The following is a 22,362-nucleotide window of genomic DNA, read 5'->3' as shown; positions in this document are numbered from 1 at the left end:
TAGGTGAAAGGCAGAAGAAATTTATGGATTTACAATAACAGTTACTTCAAATGATTTGCCCGTATTTGAGCGTTGACCATTAAGGGAATAAAAATTGTTGACATTCTTTATCTTTGAAGAATCAGGAGCATAGACAAAGAAAATAACATCTTTCAAATTAGGGTAAACAAAATAGGACTCAATATCCTTTTTAAGCTGTTCTATAAATTCCTTTTCATCTTTGTAATTGTCGCTTATCATTTTTGCCTCTATCAATATACCTTCTGAATCTAAGGCAAAATCGACACGGGTATTTTTTGCTCCTGTACGCTGTACCTGCTCTTCAGGCTTTAAATCAGGAAATATGCCAATAAGCATGGTGTGCAATACATCCTGAACATCATACTCATCCTTTATTTCAATTCCTGCCCTGCTATTATAGCGGTGAACCGTTATTTTCTTGATAGCATTGCTAAAATTGTTTAGAATTTGAATAATGAGAGTCTTCGCTGATATATTGAGATATTTCGTTCTATCAAGACCTCTTGCCATGATATAATCATTGATAAGTAAAAGGTCAATGGCATCTGCATCTTTACGGATAATGGAAAAAATACTGTCTTCAGTATCATCTGATGTAATCTCATTAATTACAAAGTCGATTACTTTGTGATACTCATCCGTATCTGTAGACTCCCTAAGGAAGTCGGACAGCTTTTTCTTATAAGAGGGTAGAGCCTTTGAGATGAAATACTTTTCTTTTAAAGACCCATTATTGAATTTATCATCAATTTTATCTTCAATACTTTCTTGTGAAGCAAGATGAATGCCGACAAGCTTTATACAATCTGACGTATAATGTATGCCCTTCTTTAAAGGTTGTCTTTTGATAATCTTTAATTCATCTTCGATTGGAGATATGCTTTTATACCCTTTGGCAGAAAGTATTTCCTCATCACCACTTAACTCATCTACGGATAAAGTATTTAATTTATCTCTGTTAAAAATGTAATAGAAAGCATATTGCTGTAGTGATGGAGTTTCGAATAAACTCTTTTCTATATCTTTAGCGTGTTTGAGTAAATCTGTTAGCATTCTAAATAAACCAAAGTGTATTAATTATTTTACTGTCCTTTGCAGGACGCTTAGTATCCCAATCTTCTATTTCCTTGAGTTTCTCCATTAATCTTGACATCAAGGCAGGATACAATATGGTAACCGTTTTCTTTGATGGAGTAAAAGTTCTATGAGAAAGATGAGAAAACCAATACACTTGCTTTGATAGATAATATGGGTCAACAAAGGTAGAACGTCCGTCTATTAATATCTCTAATGGGATACTGCTTGATGCAGTGAAATGAAGAAGCTTACAGTGAGACGAGATATGAACTAATGTTCCTTTGTCTACATCTTTATTTCCGTCATTGTTGAACATTCTAAAATTGTGCCCGTATGCAAGATGAACAAAAGCATATTTAAACGTCAAATCGGTATCGGAAAATCGTTTCATCAAATTTTCAACCGCCTTAATTTCATATTGAAAGCTCGCTGATTTAAACAAATGAAAAATCAACCTGAACTCTTTCGTTTTATTAAGACTTCTATCTATCTCATTACTAATAGCTGAATATAGATAATCTTCTAAGTTTTTTGCGTAATTGTCAAAAGTAGATAATGGAGTACAATCACCTACTAAATAGCGACCATCAGAATGGAATATCTGCGCTATTCCTAATACTAATTTACCATCACTGCTCAAGGAAGAACCAACTCCAATGACAAGCTCCTCCATCCTTTTGTCTTCCTTCTCTATTGTCCAAGCAGTACCACCAATCTTAGCATAAATGTTTAATGCAATATTATTAATCGTAAATTGATTGGCATTTTTCAGATTGACGACCTGGATATCTTGGGTAGGTATGCCACTTCCTATGAGTTTTGCTTTACAAGTGTGATAAGGAGATTTCTTTACAGGAAGTGTTTTATGGTGCTCATCAACAATTACAATTGCTAAATGGGATTTCAATAAATCCTGATTATAGAATTCCGATTCATAGTTCTCAACTGCTGTTCCGCTTAATACAATTTTGTTGAATCTAAGCTTTTCTAAGTGAAGTTTCCCTTTTAGAGTAGCCTCAAGTTTGTTCCAAAATCCTTCGAGTATTCCTTCATAGGTCTTCGGACATAGAATGGATATTAATACTTCTTCTCCACTGAAACCTCCATAACTATAAGGCTTCTTTCGCTTAACCTGTTCATCATAGGATATGAATGTTTTATTACCTCTCACATCTACTTCAGTCATTGGGCATGTTGTTCCTCCAAAATAATAGCGAGTAGGGGAATTAAGTTTTTCGGAATAAATCTTATTGTTTTCTAAAGGCAAATACTTCTTGGAGATTGATGCTATAGAATTATTATCAGGAAGGAATATTTTAGAGCGGTTATTATTTAGCCATTCATAGGTAGCAGATATAAGTTTAAAACTTTCTGAATTAGCATTTAACTTGGCAACTTGTGAATCATAGTTCTCTTGTTGTCCTGTAGCAGAAAGTAGTCTCTTCAATGCTTTTGTGTTCGCAAATACTATATTGTCTTTGCCTAACAGGTCGTTATGAGCAATATTATTTTTTTCAAAATCTTGTCTTGTGTATGTGATATTTAACCTCAAGCTTGTTGAGAGTAGAAATCCATAACTGATATTCTCTCCTGTACGAAAGAAGTAGGTATTGAAATGTGTTTGGTTCTTTACACTTAATCCTTTTATAGAAGGATTGAGAAGTTCTTTGTTTGAAACGATGTCCCAATAATGGCATTGTTGTTTTTTATAAACAGCAGAGTAATTGGTTCTGAAAAAAGCTAAGATAGATTCTTCTATTATTTTACTTATAACCTTTGGATGTTCTGCGGTATTAACCGTAATGCTCTTCCCTGTAAGCGTTGTAGAAGGCAATGCCGTAATACTCCAATAGTAGATGGTATTGGCTACTTTGTAAAACTTGTAATCGGGGTTCTCTTTTCTTAGAGCTGTATATTTTTCTTTCGTATTGTAAGACACATAAGGCATCTCATAAATATTGAATTTGCTCTTACTTAATTTACATTCGAAAAAATTTACAAACAGACCTGTCATAGCTAAATCAGTCAAAGTTATTTAGTAAAATTACTGATTTTGATACTGTATATATTCCTAAAATTTAAGATGTTATAAACAGGCAAAAAGATTTTTTTAGTGAATTATTTATTTAATATTTTGATTATCAGTTATATATATTATTGTAAAAAATACACAAATTAGTAGGATATGTCAATATATTTGCATAATAAAATTTTTTTATATACATTTGTGTGTCAATCGGTATTTTTATCGGGGTTCAACTCCCTGAGACTTCATAGAGCCTGTGGGGCTCAAACAAGCTACAAATTATAATTAACAAGGTCGGTAACGATTGTGCATAGCTTAACTATGCAGCGTTATAACTGTTCTCAATCTTTGCCACTATTACCTTAATTCGTAATAGGCTGCATGACCTTTGTTTTATTTTAAAGCTACCTGAAAGGGGAATGGAAAAATAATGTAAAGTTTAAAGAATTGGTATGTCAAAAAATAAAAATATTGGGAATCACAAAATCAGTCAAATTAAATTAATGAAAGGGTATAGCAAAATGGAATTAGATATGAAAAAAGAAATTTTGTTGACGTTTACGCAATTCTTTTTGACTTATGCTGACAAGTATGAAGTTGTAGAATGTAGAACAAATTATAGGAGATATTTTTCTATAATTTGTTCTGATAAAATTGTTGAAGTAACACTATCAATAAATAAAATAAATAATGAGTGGACAGTTTGTGAATATGGGTGTACAGAACTTTCAATTAATTCAGTTGATGAGTTAAGATTGAAAATATTATCCATATTAAAATTAAAACAACCACATTTTTTCAGAAAGAAAAAAATTGAAACACTTTTAGCTGAATACAATATAAAACAGAACAAGATATGAATACACAAGTAAAAAAAAGTTTACGTAATAACGTAATTTCTGATAACCATTGTGAAATATATTACTTAAATAAGAAAGACAAAGTTCAGGTTCGATATATTTTTGTCGGGTTGATAGATGAAGCAATTAAGTATGCAAGCGAAAATTGGCTAGATGAGTATTGTTATTTTATACTCGTTGATAAAGAGATGACAGCAGTTATGGCTGTTCAAAATGTGTTAAATAAGAAAAAGTTGACAGATGAAAAGACACATGAAAAAGCAATTAAAAGTATAAATAAATTTAGTTTGCTTAATGGCTCTATTTTGGTTGAAAATGAAAATGGTAGATATAAAGAATATTTGTTAGTAGGAGATAAGAATAAATGAGAGAAAAGTTAAAAAAAATAAAAAATGAACGTATAACGGTTGTAGCAACTGTTTCTCGTTATGGTACAAAGAAAGCTTATAAAGGTAACGATTTACCAACTGTCCTTTTAACAAATATTAAAGATGCAGAGGGCAATGAACTGACGGACCACCTTTGGATTAATTTAACCAAAGGATACAATACACTGGGATGTAGCTTAGGAGATAAGATTCAGTTTAATGCTAGAGTGAAAGATTATACAAAAGGCTATAGGGGGCATCGTGAGGATGTTTATAAACCAATTTCAGTTGATTATAAATTATCTCATCCTACACAATTTTTACGGATATAAATATCCAATCGTATAATTAAGATTGATTAATATCAGTCTAATTTTTAACTATAAAGAGTATTGACAGTTCTTTATTCTGTGGTGCAACTCCACAGGATACTCCAAATAAAAAATTATTTAACTATTTCAATGGTTCAAAGACCATTGACTGATACATCATTGCTTAAAATTTAAAGGGGGACGGCTTACCGAACATATATTATTTATGAAAAGTGACTTTGATAAAGCATTTATTGAAATCGAACATGGTATTGTGACTAAATATCCATTCACGTCTCAGTGCGGTAAATATTGGGAATATTGTGATTGGTTTGCAAAATACATAAATGCAAATGGTAGCCAATATTATAAGACATACTTTAAAAGATGTGAAAATATTCATTCACAATTTTATTTAAACATATCCGAAATTAAAATAGGCGATATCTTGGAGTTTGTCGGAAAAGGTAAATTTGGTAATAAACGTAAATTCGGAATTGTAAAATCTATAAAGTTTAATAGAGTAGCAATCTATGTCACATCTATATGGTTAAAAGCTGAAGAGATACAAAGAGATATACACTCTATGATTCGAGAGGAAAAGATTAAAAAAATATTGAATAAGAACTGATTTAAACAAATAAATAAAATGGAAATAACCCAGAAATCAATACTAATGTTGATGTTCAGAATAGTTGACCACGCATCAGCTTCATCAGACATAATCAGAAAGCACAACAATAATTTATTCTTATCGGATTCAGATAAACAAACGCTAAAAGTATTAGCGCAACTTCTTATAACATATAAACTTAAACAACAGCATGCAGAAAAATAAGAAATGTATCATTTACACAAGAGTTAGTAGCATGGAACAACTCTTGACAAATTATTCAATCGAAACCCAGACGAAATCTTGCGAAGACTTTGCTTTTAGAATTGGCTTCAATGATATTAAATATATGGGAGGTGTTTCTGAAAGTGCTAAAGACGGAAATAGAAAAATATACAATGAAATGCTTAGGTATGCTATGGATAAACGTAACAACATTCAAGCAATCATTGTTTATTCTATGGACAGATTCTCACGTCATCTTGCATCAGCTGCTCCTGATATTGAGAAACTGAATAAGAAAAATATTATTCTTTACTCAGTGCAAGAACAAATTAGTTCGAATGATGATATGGGGATTCATTTTATGAATTTTAAATTGAGTAGTTCACAATTTGAAAATAGATTACGTTCTTCGAGAGCCAGAGATGGAGTTAGGAACCGAATATTAATGGGGAAGTATCCTTTTGCAACTCCACCTATTGGCTATAATAAAGATAGCGATAAGAACCTTGTCATAAATGAAGATGGCGAATTACTTCGAAAAGCTTTTAAGATGCTCTTGGATGGGTATTCAATGATGCATATAATGAAAGTTATGAGCCGATATGGAATAATTAAACCCGTAAATCGTTGGGGTGAAATTTTTCGTAATCCTATTTACGCAGGGCTAATTGTATCGAAGACAAATGATAATAAGCCTATAAAGGGCATACATCAACCTATTGTTTCAGAAAAAGATTTTTACAAGCTTCAAGGTATTTTTGAATTTAAATCAAAGCCCAGGTTAAAAGAAACTGATACTATAGATATTTTCCCTTTGAAAACATTGCTTCAATGTCCCAATGGACATGGAAGACTAACTGGTGATATAAAAAAAACTAAAAAAAATCAACCTGCTTATTACAAATGCAACAAGTGCTCATTTACTGCGTCTGCTCAAAAGGCAAATAATGCTTTTCTTAATTTATTATCGGTAGTAGAGTTTAATCAGGTCTTTAAAGATGAATTTAAAGAAATTTTAGATGCTGTATTTGAAAATACTTTTCAAGAGATGACTGTGAAGAAAAATAAATTGGCAAGAGAAATAAGTATCAAAGAGACTCAACTTACTAATTTATTCGATGCCAAGTTTGCTGAAAAAATAAACGAAAATAAATTTGAAATACTCAGTGCAAAATATACACAGTCGTTGGAAGACATGCAAAAACAATTAGTTTTTGTCACTGCCGAACTACCTGAAAAAAAGACGTTCATTGAAGATTGTTTAATAGATTTAAACAACTTTGAAAAACTTTGGGACGTAGCTGAGTATATGGACAAACAGCAAATTTTTAACACGATATTTAAAGAAAAACCATCAATCGTAAATAATAACCATAAAATTGGGTTGTCCAATATTTCTTTAAATCCTGCATTCAGAAGTAATTTGGTTGAATTAGTCCATAGGAAGGCTATTATTACAGGTAATTATTAATAATGATAAATTATATTATTATGTATATTTAATTCAATAGATAATTAAAAAGTGCTACTAATGACTATGATTCAATCAATAGAAGATGGAAGAAAAGAAGACGGAAACCGTTCAATTGCTGAAAAAATAATTAAGAGACTGCATGATTTGGACAAAACTGTTGAAAATAATCAAGGTCGTTGGGCATGGGAACTTTTACAAAATGCTAAAGACAGTATCGCAGATTTAGAACATAGAAAAGTTTCTATTCAAATTGAGCTTGATGAGGATAACGTAGAATTTAGACACAATGGAGTTCATTTTACAGAACAAGATGTTAGAGGAGTAATAAATCAAATAACTTCGAAAGAAATTGAACAGGGCAAACAATCAAAAAAAACAGGACGATTTGGTACAGGTTTTCTAACAACTCATCTTTTATCACGAATCATTCAAGTTAAAGGCGTTTTAGAAACTAAAAATAAAGACTTTTATAGTTTTGAATTTCCTTTAGACCGTGAAGGGAAAACTACAACTCAATTAATTCCTAAAATTGAAAATGCATGGACTGAATTTCACAATTCAACTAAACTAATAAATGGGCATTACAATGCTAATGATTTCAATACTTCTTTTTTATATAAACTTAATTCTATCGAACAAAAGCGAATAGCAAGAGTTGGTGTAGAAGAATTTATCAAACTAATACCTTTTGTTTTGTCATTTATTCCAAAAGTCCAACAAGTCGATATAATAGATAATACTTTATCAAGAAACATTACTTTTGAAAACAATCAAAAAGAATCAAGTCAATATGTTAAAGTCATTTCTCAGACCTTAAATGGCATAAAGTCAGAGATTCATTTATTAGTCATTTCGGATAATGATGTTTGTATAGGGTGCGAAATAGAAAAAAATGAAAAGGGTTTTAGGATAAAAAGCTTAAAAGATATCCCTAAAATATTTTGCGATTTTCCGCTTATTGGGACAGAGCAATTTCATTTTCCTGTTGTAATAAATAGTTTTTATTTTAATCCCCAAACTGAGAGGGATGGTGTATGGCTAAAAGGAACTGACGATGATGAAGTTCAAGAAAATAGAGAAATATTTGAGTCTGCGATTGAATTATTTAAAATACTTTTAAACGAAGTTTCACATAAACCCTTTTTTGATTTATTTAACATTGTTGAAACTAGGATTCCATATACGAATGAAAAATATTTTGATGAATACTGGTACAAACAGAGTATTCAAAAACCTTTGAGAGAATCTCTTATAGAAGCTAGATTGATTGAGCTTGAAGACGAAAATTTGGAGAAGATGCCTCTAAAAAAAATATGGTTTCCTGCTAAATCCTATTCTGAAAAAGTTCAAACAGAAATATGGAAATTTACTTATGACTTATTCCCTAACTTAGTTCCTAAGAAAAGTCATTCAATTTATTGGTCTGAATCATCTTGGGAAGAATGGAATAAGCTTACATATGTTGTGCTCGCTTCAACAGTTGCAACGCAAGAAAATATTGCTAAGTTAAGTGAAACACTTAGACTTGAAAATAAGGACACATATAATTGGTTAAATTCTTTTTCTGACTTTCTTCTAGCTGAAGAAAGTAATCAAATTTTATTTGAAAAGCATCTTATAACTCCAAATCAAAAAGGAATATTCAAAAAGAAATCCGATTTATATATTGATGAAATAGAAGACTCAACCTTAATAAATATTTTAAAACTACTTGGAGAAGATTGGATGGATGAACTATTAAGTAAAAAAGTGCTTTTTGGAAATTATGTTCCTAAAACCAAAAAGAATATTGCGTTAAGAATTACTGAAAAGTTAAATGACAAAATTAAAAGTTCAAATATTGTCGAAGATAATTTTGTCAAAGCCATAAGTCTTCTTTCGGAATGGTTTGAAAATAATAAAGAGGTGGGGAAAGAACATTTTTCAGAATTATATAGAAGAAGAGCAGAATTATTTATGAATACTATTGAAGATAAAGATAGTTTGTATAAAGTAATGAGAAGTAAGACTGATTTGGCTCAACTTTCAAAAGTAGCTCAGGCAATAGATTCCAATCCTCAATTGCTCAAAAATATCGAAAAAGCAGAAGAACTCTCAAATTTACTAACGCAATTTAATGTTAATGATATTTCAGAATTAAAAAGGATGTTGTTATTGGCTCAGGAAAGAAATGTGATTGATATAAAGTCTGAAATCACAGAAGATGATTTAATAGGTCTTGGAGTGACTTCAATTGAAGAGTTAGAAGTAGCCTTAAAGGATAAAAATTTATCCCTAATGTTTACTCATACTTCCACTCCTAATGTAGACATGTTCCTATCTGTTCAAAAACTTATTTCAAGAGCCAAGGATAACATTATTGACCATTTACAAACTTTACCCGACTATGACTGTAGTGAATTAGAAGTATTAGCTAATACTGTACTTGGGGGTATTAAAAAGGATGGTTTATTAATCCATATAGTAATTAGACCTTCTGATAATGGAAAGGTAATTGTTTATTATAGCTCTGAAAAAGATACTTTAGACTATGCGAATGCTGAACTTTGGATTGATAACGGAATTGAAGTACCTAGACATTTAACATTGGGAAAAATTCTTAAAAATACAGGGATTAATAAAATACCAGTTTAAATATGGATATTGAAAGAGAAATAATTCCTCTAATTGGAACTTCAGAAAGTGAAATATTAGAATATCAGGCGGTATTACCTCCTTCAAAAAATATTGCTCAACTAATCTGCTCATTTGCGAATTCTGAAGGGGGCTATATTGTGCTTGGTGTTTCAGACAATCTTGAAATAAATGGGCTAAGTGAAGATTTTCATTCAAACGCAATTACTCATAAAGCATTAGACTTATTATCACCTCAACCGAATGTTTATTATCAATACATAGCATATAAAGGCAAGAAACTTTATGTAATCAAGATTGAAAAAGCAAGCTCCACGATTTTATTAGAAAATAAAATTTACAAACGAATTGGAGCTGCAACAAAGTTACTTAATGCTCCTGAGATATTATTTAAAATAAATGGTTATTCAAGAATTAAAGAAATTAATTTGAATATTGAAGCATTGAAAATTAATGCAACGAATTCAAAAATAAAGTTATTAGAGCATTATCAAAGTATACTTAAAATTGTTGATGACTTAGGAATCTTGTTGTATCCAAATGACCCAACACAAATAACTATAAATCAAGAGGGGAAAATATTGTCAAGAATAATATTTTCATCGTTTGTTGATAATTTCGAGACTTTTTTATCAGACCTTTTATATGAAATATTTTTAGCTAATCCTTCAACATTAAAGTCTGGTCAGACTGTAACTATAGAAGAAGTTTTAAATTGTTCAGACATACAAGAATTTGTTAGATATTGCTCCAAGCAAAAATTGAGTAAGCTACAAAAAGGTAGCGTAAAGGGTTTTATCAAGGATAATAAACAGATAAGTGAATTGAATGCAATAGATAATGGACAGCAAAACGAAATTGAAAAAATTCTTCAGATTCGACACTTATATTCACATCGAAATGGAATTGTAGATGAAAAATTTCTTCAATATTTTACAGGATTATTTGCTTTGAACTCAGAACACCAAATGCCAATAAGCGAAATTTGCGATAAGCTTTGTTATTTAGTTAACATCACTCACCAAATCGATACTAAAGCAATAATTAAATTTAATTTGGCTATCGGAACATAAAGACATACGCAGAGATATACATTTCTTTCTTATAGGACAACTAGTTTATAAATAGATGTGAGTGTAAATAAAATTATATAAATGTGATAGTAAACGTATCTAAATTTAAAATTGCGCAAGGAGCATTTGCTGATGTTTTTATCGATTTACATTCAAGAACCGCTTTTAAACTTTTTAAAAGCTATAAGCATCCCGATTTAAATGGGACAGGAAAGGAAGAAATTGGCGAAACAAAAACAAACGCTTATAGAAGAAAAGTATTCGATACAGAAATAAAAGCATATAATTCGATTCAAGCTTCTAGTTTGTTGAAACAGTTTACTCCAAAGTATCATGGGACTTTAAAAGTTAAGGTACTTGATAATTGTGGAAAGGATATTTCTTTTCAATATTTAAGAAGGTGTTGTTATAAAATGGATTTCATTGAGGGCGAAAATGAGAAAATAGACTTATTAGATGACAAAATTATTAAAATTCTAGAAAAAAAGATAGGGTTTAATCTTGATGTAATTAAGGAAGCATTTATTGATATGGCTGTTATATATACTTCAGATTCAAGTGTAATTTATAATGAAAACGAATTTAAAATAATTGATTTTGCAACGTTAGACTTTTCAAAATTTGAACCATCTAAAAACAGCCTAGGAGAAAATCCTTATGATAATTTAAATATATAATTTTTTCAAAATTAAGATTTGTAAGTGCTTATAGATTTCTTAAAAGAATGTTTCGTATATGGAATAAGTCGATTGTATTTTTTCAGATACGAGATAGAATCTTCTGAATTGTTCATGAAATCTATATCTTATTTTATATTTTTAGACGAATTATGAGATGTAGCAAAATCTCTTAGAGCCCTAACTTCAGGGGATTTTATGGTTTCAATTTATATTATTTTATAATTTAAGTGTAATTAATGGAGAGTAGAAAGATTGTCACATATAATTGTTTTTCTGAAAAAGGTGTAATGGCATTGCCTGAAATAAAACAGCTAAACTCTATTATTCAATCAGGTATTGAACCAGTTATTTTTTTAGATAGTTGTGTTTGTTTACATATTATAAAGGTCGTTGATTATGGGAAGCGTGCAACTAATGTTGATATATCGAAAATTATTTCTTTAAAAGAATACATTTCTGAACACCCTATTAAGATTAACCCTTTTTTTGGATTGTTAGAGTTGTGCTTAAAAGATGATACATTTAATGTAAATAAGTTTCGTGATTTTAAACATCGCATCGATTTTTTTGATTTAATAAAAGTTAATGATTTTAAAAAATTTAAATATGACTTCAATCGTGATTATCATATTTTTAACAATGAACAAATCGAACTTCCAAGTACTCTTGAAGGCATTGATTCATTAAAAAACAGCTATTGTGCCTTATTGAAAATAAGGAGTATTGCAAAAAAAGGTTTAACTAAGCACAAGGCTATATCTAATATCAATACTTTTGTGGATTGGATGGTTAATGACTTAGAAATACTTTTGGGTATGGAATATAATTTGGCACTAAACATTTTTGGTGGCCAAACCGAATTAAGAAAAATGATTGCAGTTGATTGCAAACAAAGTGAAATCAAGAAAATCATAAAAGGAACAGCATGGGATATTTTTCATTCTAAGAATGCTTCAAATAGCTTTAGATTATATAAAATGTTCGGTGAAAATTTATTTTCTTTTTTTATGACAAATGATAATAATTTATTGAGAATATTTAAAAATACTACCCTTGAAATTGTTAAAGATGGAAATGAAAATTTTAACTCTTCGTTTCTTTATACTTCTGACTTTTCTCATCTACATTTTGAAAACAATTTTATTGATATTTACAATTTAAAGATGATGAATCTTTTTATAGATAGAAGTACTAAAATATATAATTTTGATAATGAAAAAGTCGAAAGTCTCATTAAGAATCTTGAAATAGAAAATGGCATATTGAATAATTATTGAAATGGTCTCACTAATTATATTTTAATGCTAATTATTTATTCATGTTTTACATGAATAATTTTATTCGGATTAGCATAGCTAATCTTTTATTCGTATTTCTAGTTAGTAGTAATTTTATAAAACTTTAACAATTATGACAATCAATTTCAACAGAATTTATGTGATACAATCCCTTAGTAAAGCAAATGGTGATGAATTGACTGGCCAGCAACTTTTTGACGATGTTTTACAGTATTTCAATACAAAATATGGTGATAAAGATGCTCGCATATTCAATGTCGATAACAAAAAGGAGTTGCTTCATGCATTGGAAAATATCAAAAGTCATTGTGAAACAGATGGTATAAAACCAATAATTCATTTTGAAATACATGGGCTGGAGGATAAAACTGGATTAAGTCTTAATCAAGAAGATGTTAATTGGGGGGATATTTACGTTAAATTTATTGAAATTAATGCTGCTTCTAAATGGAACTTGTTTATTACTATGGGAGTATGCTTTGGAAATTATTCTATGTTATTAATTAGACCAAGTTTGCCAGCACCTTTTACGGGGATTTTGGGTTCGTTTGAAGAACTTTTTGAATGGGATTTATATATTCGTTACAATGCTTTCTATCAAGAATTACTAAATTCTTTAGATTTCGAAAAGGCATTAGAAGCTTTACATGACTCTAATCCTGCATTACCAGATGATTATAGATACATCAACTCTGAACAAACTTTTAAGAATGTGTATCAAAAGTATTTTGATACACAATTTTCTGATGTAAAAATCAAAGAACGATTTAATTTAACAATAGCTGAGGAAAAAATAAGTTTTACTAATAGAAATATTAAGAGACAATTCTATTCCAAATTTCGGACAAATCTATTGAACACAAAAAAGGAATTTTTTATAAAAGACAAAAGAAAGTTTTTCATGTTTGATGTATTTCCTGGCCACCAGTATATTTATTGTGTGAACTGGGAACCAAACTATCACTAAAATTTTGCAAAGTTTTATCAATTAAGTGGTGACGTTGAAAATTATCTTCTAACAAACCGAAACAATATAAAGTTTTAATAAAAAAGAAGGATGGCCAGAAAAAGTTGCCAATAGTATCTAAAGAAATAGATAGCTAAATGGTTAAATGAAACTCTCTAATTCGGTGCTGGAAGGGCATCTTTTGAAACACAGAATCCGTTTCTTCTTCATGCGTTAAAATTTTTACGTCACACTAGAAAGATACTATAATATTTAAAATCTATTTGACCAAATGAGTAAAACAGACAAATATCTATCCGACACACTAAAACTCATAGAGGATATTGGTAAAGAACAAAAGTTTAAAGTAAAGGTTGGTAAAACAAAAAATCACGCTTTTAACAACAGGGAATTTAATTTTTCAAAAGCAAAAGATAGCTATTTTTTCAATACAACTACACTTATTAGAAAAGGCGTTCAAACTGACAAAGAAATAGAAGTTAAGAGAGAAACAGAAGTAAAACTAGTTAATGACGAACGACAACTTTTTACAAAAGGGAAATACATAATTCCTTCAAAAATATCCTATCTCGATTTTGACGACCCCGATGGTTTACCAATAAAACACATAGAAGGGAGTATTAACTCTATTTCAACTAAAAACAAAAGCTACTATAAAAAGCAAAGGTGTTACCGAATTATTTTACCTGTAAATCATGAAATAAACTTGAGGGGCGACTTCACGGGATGGCATTACACAGTTGACGGAAAAGGCACGTTTGGAACTTTATTAAAGTTGACTATTAACAACAATAAGTTTCACTTTTTCGCCCATAAAACGAAAGACAAGGAATATTACATCATAATTGATAGCATAAGCAAGCTAATTCTTGATGAATTTCAAAAAACTGCCAATTCTATTCTTCTTGCTTATGCATTTTTAAAAGGCGAATATCACGGAAAAGAAGCTAATATATTAACATACACATCTAATAACTTTAAAACACCTGAGAGTATTTTATCTGTCATTTTAGGAGGCGGAATTTTAGATGGTTTTCCTGTTCACACAACAAAACCTCACAGTTTGGTAAGTATTAAACAAAAAACAAAATACAAGAAAGATAAAAATGGGAAATTAATAGGCGTTGATGAAGCACATTTAAAAAAATATATGGTTGAGTTTCCTCACGAATCACTATCTAAACTTTGTGAGTTAATATGTAATAAGGGTGGTATTTTGAGAGCTGTAATATTGTTTGTGAGTAATCATTCAGCGACACTTGAATTGAAAGTACCAACATTATTTGTAGCGTTAGAAAACGTAACTAAAGTTTTGATAGGTGGAGATGTTTCTGTTCCCAGATTAATTGAAGACGATAAAATCATTAAAGAAATAAAAGCTGTTATAAACACGGCTGTAAAAGGAATTGATATTGTAGAGAAAGACAATAAAAAATCAACTTTTAGTATACAAGAACTAAAAGATTATAAGGCTAATTTCTCAAGAATTTCAAGTAAACTTCACGACTTCAACAAAGGAACTAATAATAAAAAATTGATTGAACCATTTGTAAACTTTGGTTACACACTTTCAGAGGAAGAGAAAAATTTGATTTTTGTGCATAGAAATAAGTTTTTACACGGAGATGACTATATGTCATTAGAAAAAGATTACGAATTTGAATTTAAGGAATTATTTCATATTAGTATGAGACTTCAGAGAATGATAGCAGTACTTCTTTTGAAAGCTTCAGGCTATTCTGGCTATATTCTTAACAATGCGAGAATTTATGATTATATATCTGAAAAATCCATAAATGAAGACATATTTGTTAAAATTTAAAAAGTACTAATGCAAAGCCCGAAAGTGTCACAACTAATGGAAAGAAACCACCTATCAATAATGAAATATAATTACAAATTCAGACTTTATAAATAAAGAATTTACTAACACTAGAACATGTGTTTAATAGGTTTGCTCAATTAATAATAGGTTACTTTTCTGATAGAAAATTTATACTGTTAAGTATTATTATTGTAAACAGGTAATAATTTTCAAAGAAAGGATAAAATACAGATTCAAATAATGAATGTATTATAGGTCAGAATAATTGTCCATAAAATCCATTATTTCCTGTATTTCTCTGATTAATTGGGGTGATATAGCCCCGCTGAGGGGTACAGGCTAAAAATCCCCTGAAGGTTCTAACTTCAGGGGATTTTGTTTTTTTGCTTGATGCCACTTTTTACAATCCCTGACACGTAACATACCCGGAATATACACGGAGCATAGGCGGAACATAGGCGGAATATATAGGGAGGAGATCAGGAGGAGACTACCTGCTGCCGGGCATTTGCTTGGGACGATGCCCCAAGTTGAGATATGTCAGGCTTTCAGCCTGAGAATCCGTCCATGCATAATCTATCTACTGCATCCACTGGTGAATTTCATAATCAACATATGAATCATTACTTATGAAACGCTGACCCCGGCGGGGTCAAATATGTATAGCTAACATCACCACCAACCATTTACGCACAGCCTCGAAGAGGCGTTTTTTTGTCTGTTCGCCGCGGCGAATAGGATTACAGGATTTAAGGGAAAAAGAGAATTTGTTTCCAGTAGAAAAAGCTGTTATTTTTTATTATTGATAGAAAATCTGCGTGGGTCTGTTTACCAGTTTGTATTGTTTATTATAGTACATGTACACTTACTGTACATGTCTCTGTACATGTGCCGCATTAACCTGTACACTTACTAGTATAGCTGCTGTACAGGTTGATTTTACTGGCATTAACGAATGATAACTTTTTTAAACCTGATTTTTTGTTTGCCGTTTTACCTGTAGTTTTACATCCTGTTTTTAAAAATAATTCCTTTAATTGTTATTTTATTTTAAGCTATGGCAACAACAAACTCAGATTTTGAGGGCTCTTTAGGCGGGCTCAGTTTTTACAAACGCAACGGCAAAACTGTTGTCCGCAAAAAAGGCGGACCCAGTGCAGAGCAGATCAAACATTCCAAATCGTGCCAGGCAATACGTGACAGCAACCAGGAGTTTGGCGGGGCTTCTCATGTCTGTGCGCAGATACGGAGAGGGATCGGGAAATACTGGAAAGAGTATTCCGACATGAACCTGATCGGCAACCTTACGGGAGTGTTGAAGAAGATAATCCATGCAGGTAAAGGTGCAAGAGGTATACGGGTGCTGGACATTGCCGCGCATCGCCAAAGGCTGGAAGGGTTTGAATTCAATGCGGATTGCGCGTTTGAGAGCCGGTTTAAAAACACGCTTACGATCAGTATTTCGGAAGACCGGAATACAGCGGTGCTGCAGACGGCTTTTAAGCCGGCAACGGATATCGCTGCACCGGCAGATGCAACTTCCTTTCAGCTGCTGTATACCTTTATGCGTGTGCCTGCCTATGGCGTACATGCTACTACAGGGCGCTATGTTCCGTTACACGATGCAGCGTTTGTTAGCGGGCAGGTGTATTCCGGTTTCTTTTATACGGATTTTGCTATGCGGGTGAAGCTTTCCTTACCAGTAACCTTACCTGTTTCTTCCGCCGAACAAACTGCATTGCTCTGTATCGTTGGGATTGCTTTTTACAAGGGCACAAAGCGGATGGGTAAAGAGGTGTGTGCGATGCAGGTGGTGCAGGTGGGGTGAGGGAGGATTAATCATGAAAAACTATTAAATCCCTAAAGTCTATAGCTTTAGGGATTTTTTTTTGTAATGAGGAGGGATATAGTATCCCAGGGTAAAAATAATTAACTTGAGAAGTTATATTTTTCTATAATGCAATGTAGGTTATGGTTTAATCGAAAACGTTGTTTTGTCGGTAGTCAAATAAAGTTATTGGCTTAATGATAAAGCATTTGTATGTAATCATAAATCACCATTGATTGGAATAATATACTTTACTAACAAAAATAATTAGGTAATAAAATACAAAATGAATCAGGCAGTACACAATAAACTAGTATCCTTTATTTGGTCTATCGCAGACGATTGTTTGCGTGATGTATATGTACGAGGGAAGTACCGGGATGTGATTTTGCCCATGGTGGTATTGAGGAGATTAGACGCACTCCTTGAACCAACCAAAGATGCTGTATTGGAAGAGATGGCTTTTCAGAAAGATGAAGCCAAGTTTACAGAGTGGGATGAAAATGGATTGCGCCAGGCAAGTGGTTATGTCTTTTACAATACGAGCGAATGGACGTTGCAAAGGCTACACGATACGGCAACCAATAATCAACAAATTCTTCAGGCTAATTTTGAAGACTATTTAAAAGGGTATAGTGGCAACGTAAAAGAGATCATTGAGAAATTTAATCTTAAAAGGCAAGTTCAGCACATGGCATCGAAAGATGTTTTGTTGAATGTATTAGAGAAATTTACTTCGTCGTATATCAATCTTACTCCTTTTGAAAAAAATGATCCTGATGGAAGAAAGCTTCCGCCCTTAAGCAATCTTGGGATGGGTTATGTGTTTGAAGAACTGATCCGTAAATTCAATGAAGACAATAACGAAGAAGCTGGGGAGCACTTTACACCGCGCGAAGTAATTGATTTGATGACGCATATTATTTTTGAACCCATCAAAGACAAACTTCCTCCGGTAATGACCATTTACGATCCTGCCTGTGGAAGCGGTGGTATGCTTACAGAATCACAGAATTTTATCAAGGATGAAGATGGTGAAATAAAAGCTAAAGGAGATGTGTATTTGTACGGCAAGGAAATCAATGATGAAACCTATGCCATTTGCAAATCAGATATGATGATTAAGGGGAATAACCCTGAAAACATTCGTGTAGGTTCTACGCTTTCAACCAATGAATTTGCTGGTACTACGTTTGATTTTATGCTTTCCAATCCGCCCTATGGTAAGTCCTGGGCGAGTGAGCAAAAGTTTATAAAAGATGGGAAAGATATTATTGATCCTCGTTTTAAAATCAAGCTTCAAAACTATTGGGGAATTGAAGAAGAAGCAGATGCCACACCACGCTCTTCAGATGGGCAATTACTTTTCCTGATGGAAATGGTGAATAAAATGAAACCGCTTTCTCAAAGTAAATTGGGCTCGCGCATTGCATCGGTGCATAATGGTAGTAGTTTGTTTACAGGTGATGCCGGTGGAGGCGAAAGCAATATCCGCAGGTATATTATTGAAAACGATTGGTTGGAAGCCATTGTGCAAATGCCGAATAACTTGTTTTACAATACGGGTATCACTACCTATATCTGGATTTTAAGCAACAACAAATCGAACAAAAGAAAAGGCAAGGTGCAGTTGATTGATGCCGGTTTTATGTTCCGTAAACTGCGTAAAAACTTAGGAAATAAAAACTGTGAGTTTGCTCCCGAGCACATACGCGAGATCGTATCTGTCTACGAGAAGATGCAGGCTGTTGACCGAAAGGTTGATGATGAACAAGGGATTTCTTCAAAAGTTTTTGATAACACAGATTTTGGATATTACAAAGTTACCATTGAACGACCAAAACGTTTGAAAGCACAATTCACAGCTGAACGTATTGAAGAACTTCGTTTTGATAAAACCCTGCGCGAACCGATGGCCTGGGCCTACGAAACGTATAGGGAAAAAGTATATACCGAAATTGCCAAACATGAAAAGGCAATTATTGAGTGGTGCGAAAAAAATGAGTTAAACTTAAATGCCAAGCAAACTAAGACACTTGTAACTCAAGCTACCTGGCAAAAACAGTTGGACCTGGTAACACTTGCTATGGATCTAATGAAAAAAATAGGATCGAAAGAGTTCAATGATTTTAATCTTTTTAAAGAAAGGGTAGACGAAGCATTAGCCGCAAAAAAACTAAAGCTTTCTTCTTCTGAAAAAAATGCGATTCTGAATGCAGTTAGCTGGTATGATGCAGATGCTGAAAAGGTGGTAAAAGGAACAACGAAATTAGCAGGCGATAAACTAAAAGAACTGCTTGCCTATTTGGGTTGCAAAGAAAAAGAATTGGGTGATTACGGTTACTTTGCAACGGAGAAAAAAGGCGAATACCTGGAATACGAAACAGAAAGTAATTTGCGTGATACCGAAAATGTACCGCTGAAAGAGGCTATTTATACCTACTTTTTGCGTGAAGTAAAACCACATGTAGGCGAAGCCTGGATCAATTTAGATGCTACCAAAATCGGATATGAAATAAGTTTTAATAAATATTTCTATAAGCATAAACCCTTACGAAGCATTGAAGATGTTACGGCAGACATCCTGGCCTTGGAAAAGGAAAGCGATGGACTGATTGCAGAAATTTTAGGATTGTAATTTTTTATTATGAGTCACATTACGGACATAGCGTACAAAAACTGGATTGTTGAACTGAAATCAAAAATCCGTTCGTCTCAGGTTAAGGCATCTTTGGCGATTAATGCTGCTTTGATTGAATTTTATTGGGATCTGGGCAAAATGATTGCTGAAAAGCAGACTGCCTGGGGAACAAAATTTATTGAGCAGGTTTCTCATGATTTGCAGGTTGAATTTCCAGAAATGAAAGGGCTTTCAACCACTAATCTTAAATATTGCCGTAGTTTCTACTTATTTTATCAAAATGCAATTGGTCAACAAGCTGTTGCCCAATTGCCAGTTACTCCAAATGTTCAACAAGGTGTTGGAGAAATAAGTCAACAATCTGTTGACCAATTACAACATATTGAAAAACAGGTAAATGTATTTGGGCAACAGTTTGTTGCACAAATACCCTGGGGGCATAACATACTGATTTTTACCAAATCAAAAAGTTATACAGAAGCCCAGTTTTATCTTCAGCAAACGATTAGCAATGCCTGGGGACGCGAAACCTTGGCGTTGCAGATAAAATCTCAGTTGTTTGAAAGGCAAGGGAAAGCTATAACCAATTTTAAACAGACGCTGCCAGAGCCTTTGTCTGATCTAGCGCAGCAGACGCTTAAAGATCCCTACAATTTTGATTTCGTGAATATGGCCGGTACCATGAAGGAAAAGGATTTGGAGAAACAATTGATTACACACATCTCTAAATTTTTGCTGGAGTTGGGGAAAGGTTTTGCTTTTGTAGGCCAGCAATACCATCTGGAAATAGCAGAGAACGATTACTATTTGGATTTGCTTTTTTACCACATCAAACTGAAATGTTATGTGGTGATTGAATTGAAGAACACCAAGTTTGTGCCGGAATACACAGGCAAAATGAATTTTTATTTATCTGCTGTAGATACCTTGTTGAAGCAAGACGACGATAAACCAACCATAGGTATTTTGTTGTGTCGCGATAAAAACAACATTGAAGCAGAGTTTGCCTTGCGCGACATCAACAAACCTATAGGTATAAGTGAATTTAGTTTTACCGAAATACTCCCCGAAAATCTTAAAAGCAGTTTGCCCACCGTTGAAGAACTGGAAAATGAATTGCAACATCTAACAAACGATACCGATGAAAACTAAACTACAAAAATATCCTGCATACAAAGATTCGGGTGTGGAATGGTTGGGTGAGATACCGAAGCATTGGGAATGTATTCGGATGAAACATTTGTTCAGAGATTATTCTGAAAAAAATAAACAGAATGAAGAATTGCTGTCCGTTACACAAAATCAAGGTGTTGTTCCTAGGAGTTGGGTAGAAAGTAGAATGGTTATGCCGTCTGGCGCATTAGAGTCTTTTAAGTTTATACAAAAAGGCGATTTTGCTATAAGCTTAAGGTCGTTTGAGGGTGGTTTAGAGTATTGCCATCATGATGGTATAATTAGCCCAGCTTATACTGTTTTAAAAACTAAGAGAAAAATTGCCAATCAGTATTATAAATATTTGTTTAAGTCATCAGCTTTTATTTCAGAATTACAAACAAGCATTGTTGGAATACGAGAAGGAAAAAATATTAGCTATCCTGAGCTATCTTATTCTCTTCTACCAATTCCTAAAATTGATGAGCAATCCTGTATCGCCACTTTTCTTGACGACAAAACTGCTAAGATAGACCAAGCGATATCTATCAAACAAAAGCAAATAGAACTACTTAAAGAACGCAGACAAATTCTCATACACAAAGCCGTTACCCGTGGGTTGAATCCAAAGGTTAAAATGAAGGACAGCGGTGTTGAATGGATTGGCGAGGTGCCGGAGGGTTGGGAGGTGAAGAAATTACTTGGATTATGTAATTTCATTAGAGGGAATTCAAGTTTTGGAAAAGATGATTTACTAAATGATGGAGAGTATGTTGCATTACAATATGGGAAAACATATAAAGTAAATGAAGTGAATGAAGAATATAATTATTTTGTCAATAATGAATTTTACAAGGCAAGCCAAATAGTAAATTACGGTGATACTATAATTATTGCTACATCAGAGACAATTGAAGAATTGGGGCATACTGCATATTATAAAAGAAATGATTTAGGTTTAATCGGAGGTGAACAAATATTGTTGAATCCAAATAATGATAAAATAAATAGTCATTATTTATACTTTACTTCAAGAGTGTTTTCAAAAGAACTAAGGAAATATGCAACTGGAATAAAAGTTTTTAGATTTAATATAAATGACTTGAAAACTATATACATTGCTATTCCGCCTCTTTCAGAACAACAGCAAATTGTGGAATATATAGAAACCACCACAGCCAAAATTGCCACTGCCATTTCCCTCAAAGAAAATGAAATAGAAAAGTTAAAAGAATACAAGGCGAATTTGGTTAATAGTGCGGTAACGGGTAAAATAAAGGTGAGTTAGT

Annotated in this window: 17 protein-coding genes; 15 read left to right on the top strand and 2 right to left on the bottom strand. The window is 32.3% G+C overall.

The annotated features are described in order from the left end of the window. Window positions 1–21: 21 nt before the first annotated feature. Both CHU_RS18975 and CHU_RS14340 read right to left on the bottom strand, forming a co-directional pair. Entirely contained in the window at window positions 22–1,074 is a 1,053-nt protein-coding gene (locus CHU_RS18975; RefSeq protein ID WP_011586308.1) for a hypothetical protein, read from the bottom strand. A gap of 1 nt (window position 1,075) precedes the next feature. Then, window positions 1,076–3,127: an argonaute/piwi family protein gene (locus CHU_RS14340; RefSeq protein WP_011586307.1), complete on the bottom strand. Its 2,052-nt coding sequence runs from the start codon at window positions 3,125–3,127 to the stop codon at window positions 1,076–1,078. Window positions 3,128–3,576: 449 nt separating this feature from the next. Between CHU_RS14340 and CHU_RS14335 the strand changes: the two genes are divergently transcribed. From CHU_RS14335 to CHU_RS14260, 15 genes are all read left to right on the top strand, one after another. Further along, window positions 3,577–3,984 (top strand): hypothetical protein, encoded by a 408-nt coding sequence (locus tag CHU_RS14335; RefSeq protein ID WP_011586306.1) that lies wholly within the window; start codon window positions 3,577–3,579, stop codon window positions 3,982–3,984. Beyond that, window positions 3,981–4,352: a hypothetical protein gene (locus CHU_RS14330; RefSeq protein ID WP_011586305.1), complete on the top strand. Its 372-nt coding sequence runs from the start codon at window positions 3,981–3,983 to the stop codon at window positions 4,350–4,352. Before CHU_RS14335 ends, CHU_RS14330 begins: the two co-directional genes overlap by 4 nt. Then, a complete protein-coding gene (locus CHU_RS14325) occupies window positions 4,349–4,684 on the top strand; it encodes a hypothetical protein (RefSeq protein WP_011586304.1) in 336 nt (111 codons plus the stop codon). The genes CHU_RS14330 and CHU_RS14325 overlap by 4 nt, the downstream gene beginning before the upstream one ends. 205 nt (window positions 4,685–4,889) lie before the next feature. Beyond that, entirely contained in the window at window positions 4,890–5,294 is a 405-nt protein-coding gene (locus CHU_RS14320) for a hypothetical protein (protein ID WP_011586303.1), read from the top strand. Between the two features lie 193 nt (window positions 5,295–5,487). Then, complete coding sequence (locus tag CHU_RS14310) at window positions 5,488–6,972, top strand: recombinase family protein (RefSeq protein WP_041932422.1); 1,485 nt, start codon at window positions 5,488–5,490, stop codon at window positions 6,970–6,972. A 66-nt stretch (window positions 6,973–7,038) separates the two neighbouring features. Further along, window positions 7,039–9,609 (top strand): sacsin N-terminal ATP-binding-like domain-containing protein, encoded by a 2,571-nt coding sequence (locus tag CHU_RS14305; RefSeq protein WP_202944118.1) that lies wholly within the window; start codon window positions 7,039–7,041, stop codon window positions 9,607–9,609. A 2-nt stretch (window positions 9,610–9,611) separates the two neighbouring features. Then, on the top strand, window positions 9,612–10,682 hold the full coding sequence (locus CHU_RS14300; protein ID WP_011586299.1) for an AlbA family DNA-binding domain-containing protein: 1,071 nt from the start codon (window positions 9,612–9,614) through the stop codon (window positions 10,680–10,682). An 83-nt stretch (window positions 10,683–10,765) separates the two neighbouring features. After that, window positions 10,766–11,359, top strand: coding sequence for a hypothetical protein (locus CHU_RS14295; RefSeq protein ID WP_011586298.1), 594 nt, complete (start codon window positions 10,766–10,768; stop codon window positions 11,357–11,359). Window positions 11,360–11,598: 239 nt separating this feature from the next. Further along, window positions 11,599–12,639: a hypothetical protein gene (locus CHU_RS14290; protein WP_041932421.1), complete on the top strand. Its 1,041-nt coding sequence runs from the start codon at window positions 11,599–11,601 to the stop codon at window positions 12,637–12,639. Window positions 12,640–12,772: 133 nt separating this feature from the next. Continuing rightward, window positions 12,773–13,627: a hypothetical protein gene (locus CHU_RS14285; protein WP_011586296.1), complete on the top strand. Its 855-nt coding sequence runs from the start codon at window positions 12,773–12,775 to the stop codon at window positions 13,625–13,627. A 271-nt stretch (window positions 13,628–13,898) separates the two neighbouring features. Beyond that, window positions 13,899–15,449: a hypothetical protein gene (locus tag CHU_RS14280; protein ID WP_011586295.1), complete on the top strand. Its 1,551-nt coding sequence runs from the start codon at window positions 13,899–13,901 to the stop codon at window positions 15,447–15,449. Window positions 15,450–16,509: 1,060 nt separating this feature from the next. After that, window positions 16,510–17,280 carry a hypothetical protein gene (locus tag CHU_RS14275; RefSeq protein ID WP_011586294.1) on the top strand — a complete coding sequence of 257 codons (771 nt, stop codon included), beginning with the start codon at window positions 16,510–16,512 and terminating at the stop codon, window positions 17,278–17,280. 286 nt (window positions 17,281–17,566) lie between these two features. Beyond that, complete coding sequence (locus CHU_RS14270; protein ID WP_011586293.1) at window positions 17,567–19,918, top strand: type I restriction-modification system subunit M; 2,352 nt, start codon at window positions 17,567–17,569, stop codon at window positions 19,916–19,918. A gap of 9 nt (window positions 19,919–19,927) precedes the next feature. After that, window positions 19,928–21,073 (top strand): PDDEXK nuclease domain-containing protein, encoded by a 1,146-nt coding sequence (locus tag CHU_RS14265; protein ID WP_011586292.1) that lies wholly within the window; start codon window positions 19,928–19,930, stop codon window positions 21,071–21,073. After that, window positions 21,063–22,361: a restriction endonuclease subunit S gene (locus CHU_RS14260; protein ID WP_011586291.1), complete on the top strand. Its 1,299-nt coding sequence runs from the start codon at window positions 21,063–21,065 to the stop codon at window positions 22,359–22,361. The genes CHU_RS14265 and CHU_RS14260 overlap by 11 nt, the downstream gene beginning before the upstream one ends. Window position 22,362: the final 1 nt, after the last annotated feature.

The sequence above is a fragment of the Cytophaga hutchinsonii ATCC 33406 genome, assembly GCF_000014145.1.
Lineage (GTDB): Bacteria > Bacteroidota > Bacteroidia > Cytophagales > Cytophagaceae > Cytophaga > Cytophaga hutchinsonii.
This window is presented reverse-complemented; position numbering and strand designations above follow the sequence as displayed.

Bases quoted from the DNA above. Each gene is read 5' to 3' on its own strand.
- CHU_RS18975 (WP_011586308.1), bottom strand. From the start codon at position 1,074: ATGCTAACAGATTTACTCAAACACGCTAAAGATATAGAAAAGAGTTTA.
- CHU_RS14335 (WP_011586306.1), top strand. From the start codon at position 3,577: ATGTCAAAAAATAAAAATATTGGGAATCACAAAATCAGTCAAATTAAA.
- CHU_RS14330 (WP_011586305.1), top strand. From the start codon at position 3,981: ATGAATACACAAGTAAAAAAAAGTTTACGTAATAACGTAATTTCTGAT.
- CHU_RS14325 (WP_011586304.1), top strand. From the start codon at position 4,349: ATGAGAGAAAAGTTAAAAAAAATAAAAAATGAACGTATAACGGTTGTA.
- CHU_RS14320 (WP_011586303.1), top strand. From the start codon at position 4,890: ATGAAAAGTGACTTTGATAAAGCATTTATTGAAATCGAACATGGTATT.
- CHU_RS14310 (WP_041932422.1), top strand. From the start codon at position 5,488: ATGCAGAAAAATAAGAAATGTATCATTTACACAAGAGTTAGTAGCATG.
- CHU_RS14305 (WP_202944118.1), top strand. From the start codon at position 7,039: ATGATTCAATCAATAGAAGATGGAAGAAAAGAAGACGGAAACCGTTCA.
- CHU_RS14300 (WP_011586299.1), top strand. From the start codon at position 9,612: ATGGATATTGAAAGAGAAATAATTCCTCTAATTGGAACTTCAGAAAGT.
- CHU_RS14290 (WP_041932421.1), top strand. From the start codon at position 11,599: ATGGAGAGTAGAAAGATTGTCACATATAATTGTTTTTCTGAAAAAGGT.
- CHU_RS14285 (WP_011586296.1), top strand. From the start codon at position 12,773: ATGACAATCAATTTCAACAGAATTTATGTGATACAATCCCTTAGTAAA.
- CHU_RS14280 (WP_011586295.1), top strand. From the start codon at position 13,899: ATGAGTAAAACAGACAAATATCTATCCGACACACTAAAACTCATAGAG.
- CHU_RS14275 (WP_011586294.1), top strand. From the start codon at position 16,510: ATGGCAACAACAAACTCAGATTTTGAGGGCTCTTTAGGCGGGCTCAGT.
- CHU_RS14270 (WP_011586293.1), top strand. From the start codon at position 17,567: ATGAATCAGGCAGTACACAATAAACTAGTATCCTTTATTTGGTCTATC.
- CHU_RS14265 (WP_011586292.1), top strand. From the start codon at position 19,928: ATGAGTCACATTACGGACATAGCGTACAAAAACTGGATTGTTGAACTG.
- CHU_RS14260 (WP_011586291.1), top strand. From the start codon at position 21,063: ATGAAAACTAAACTACAAAAATATCCTGCATACAAAGATTCGGGTGTG.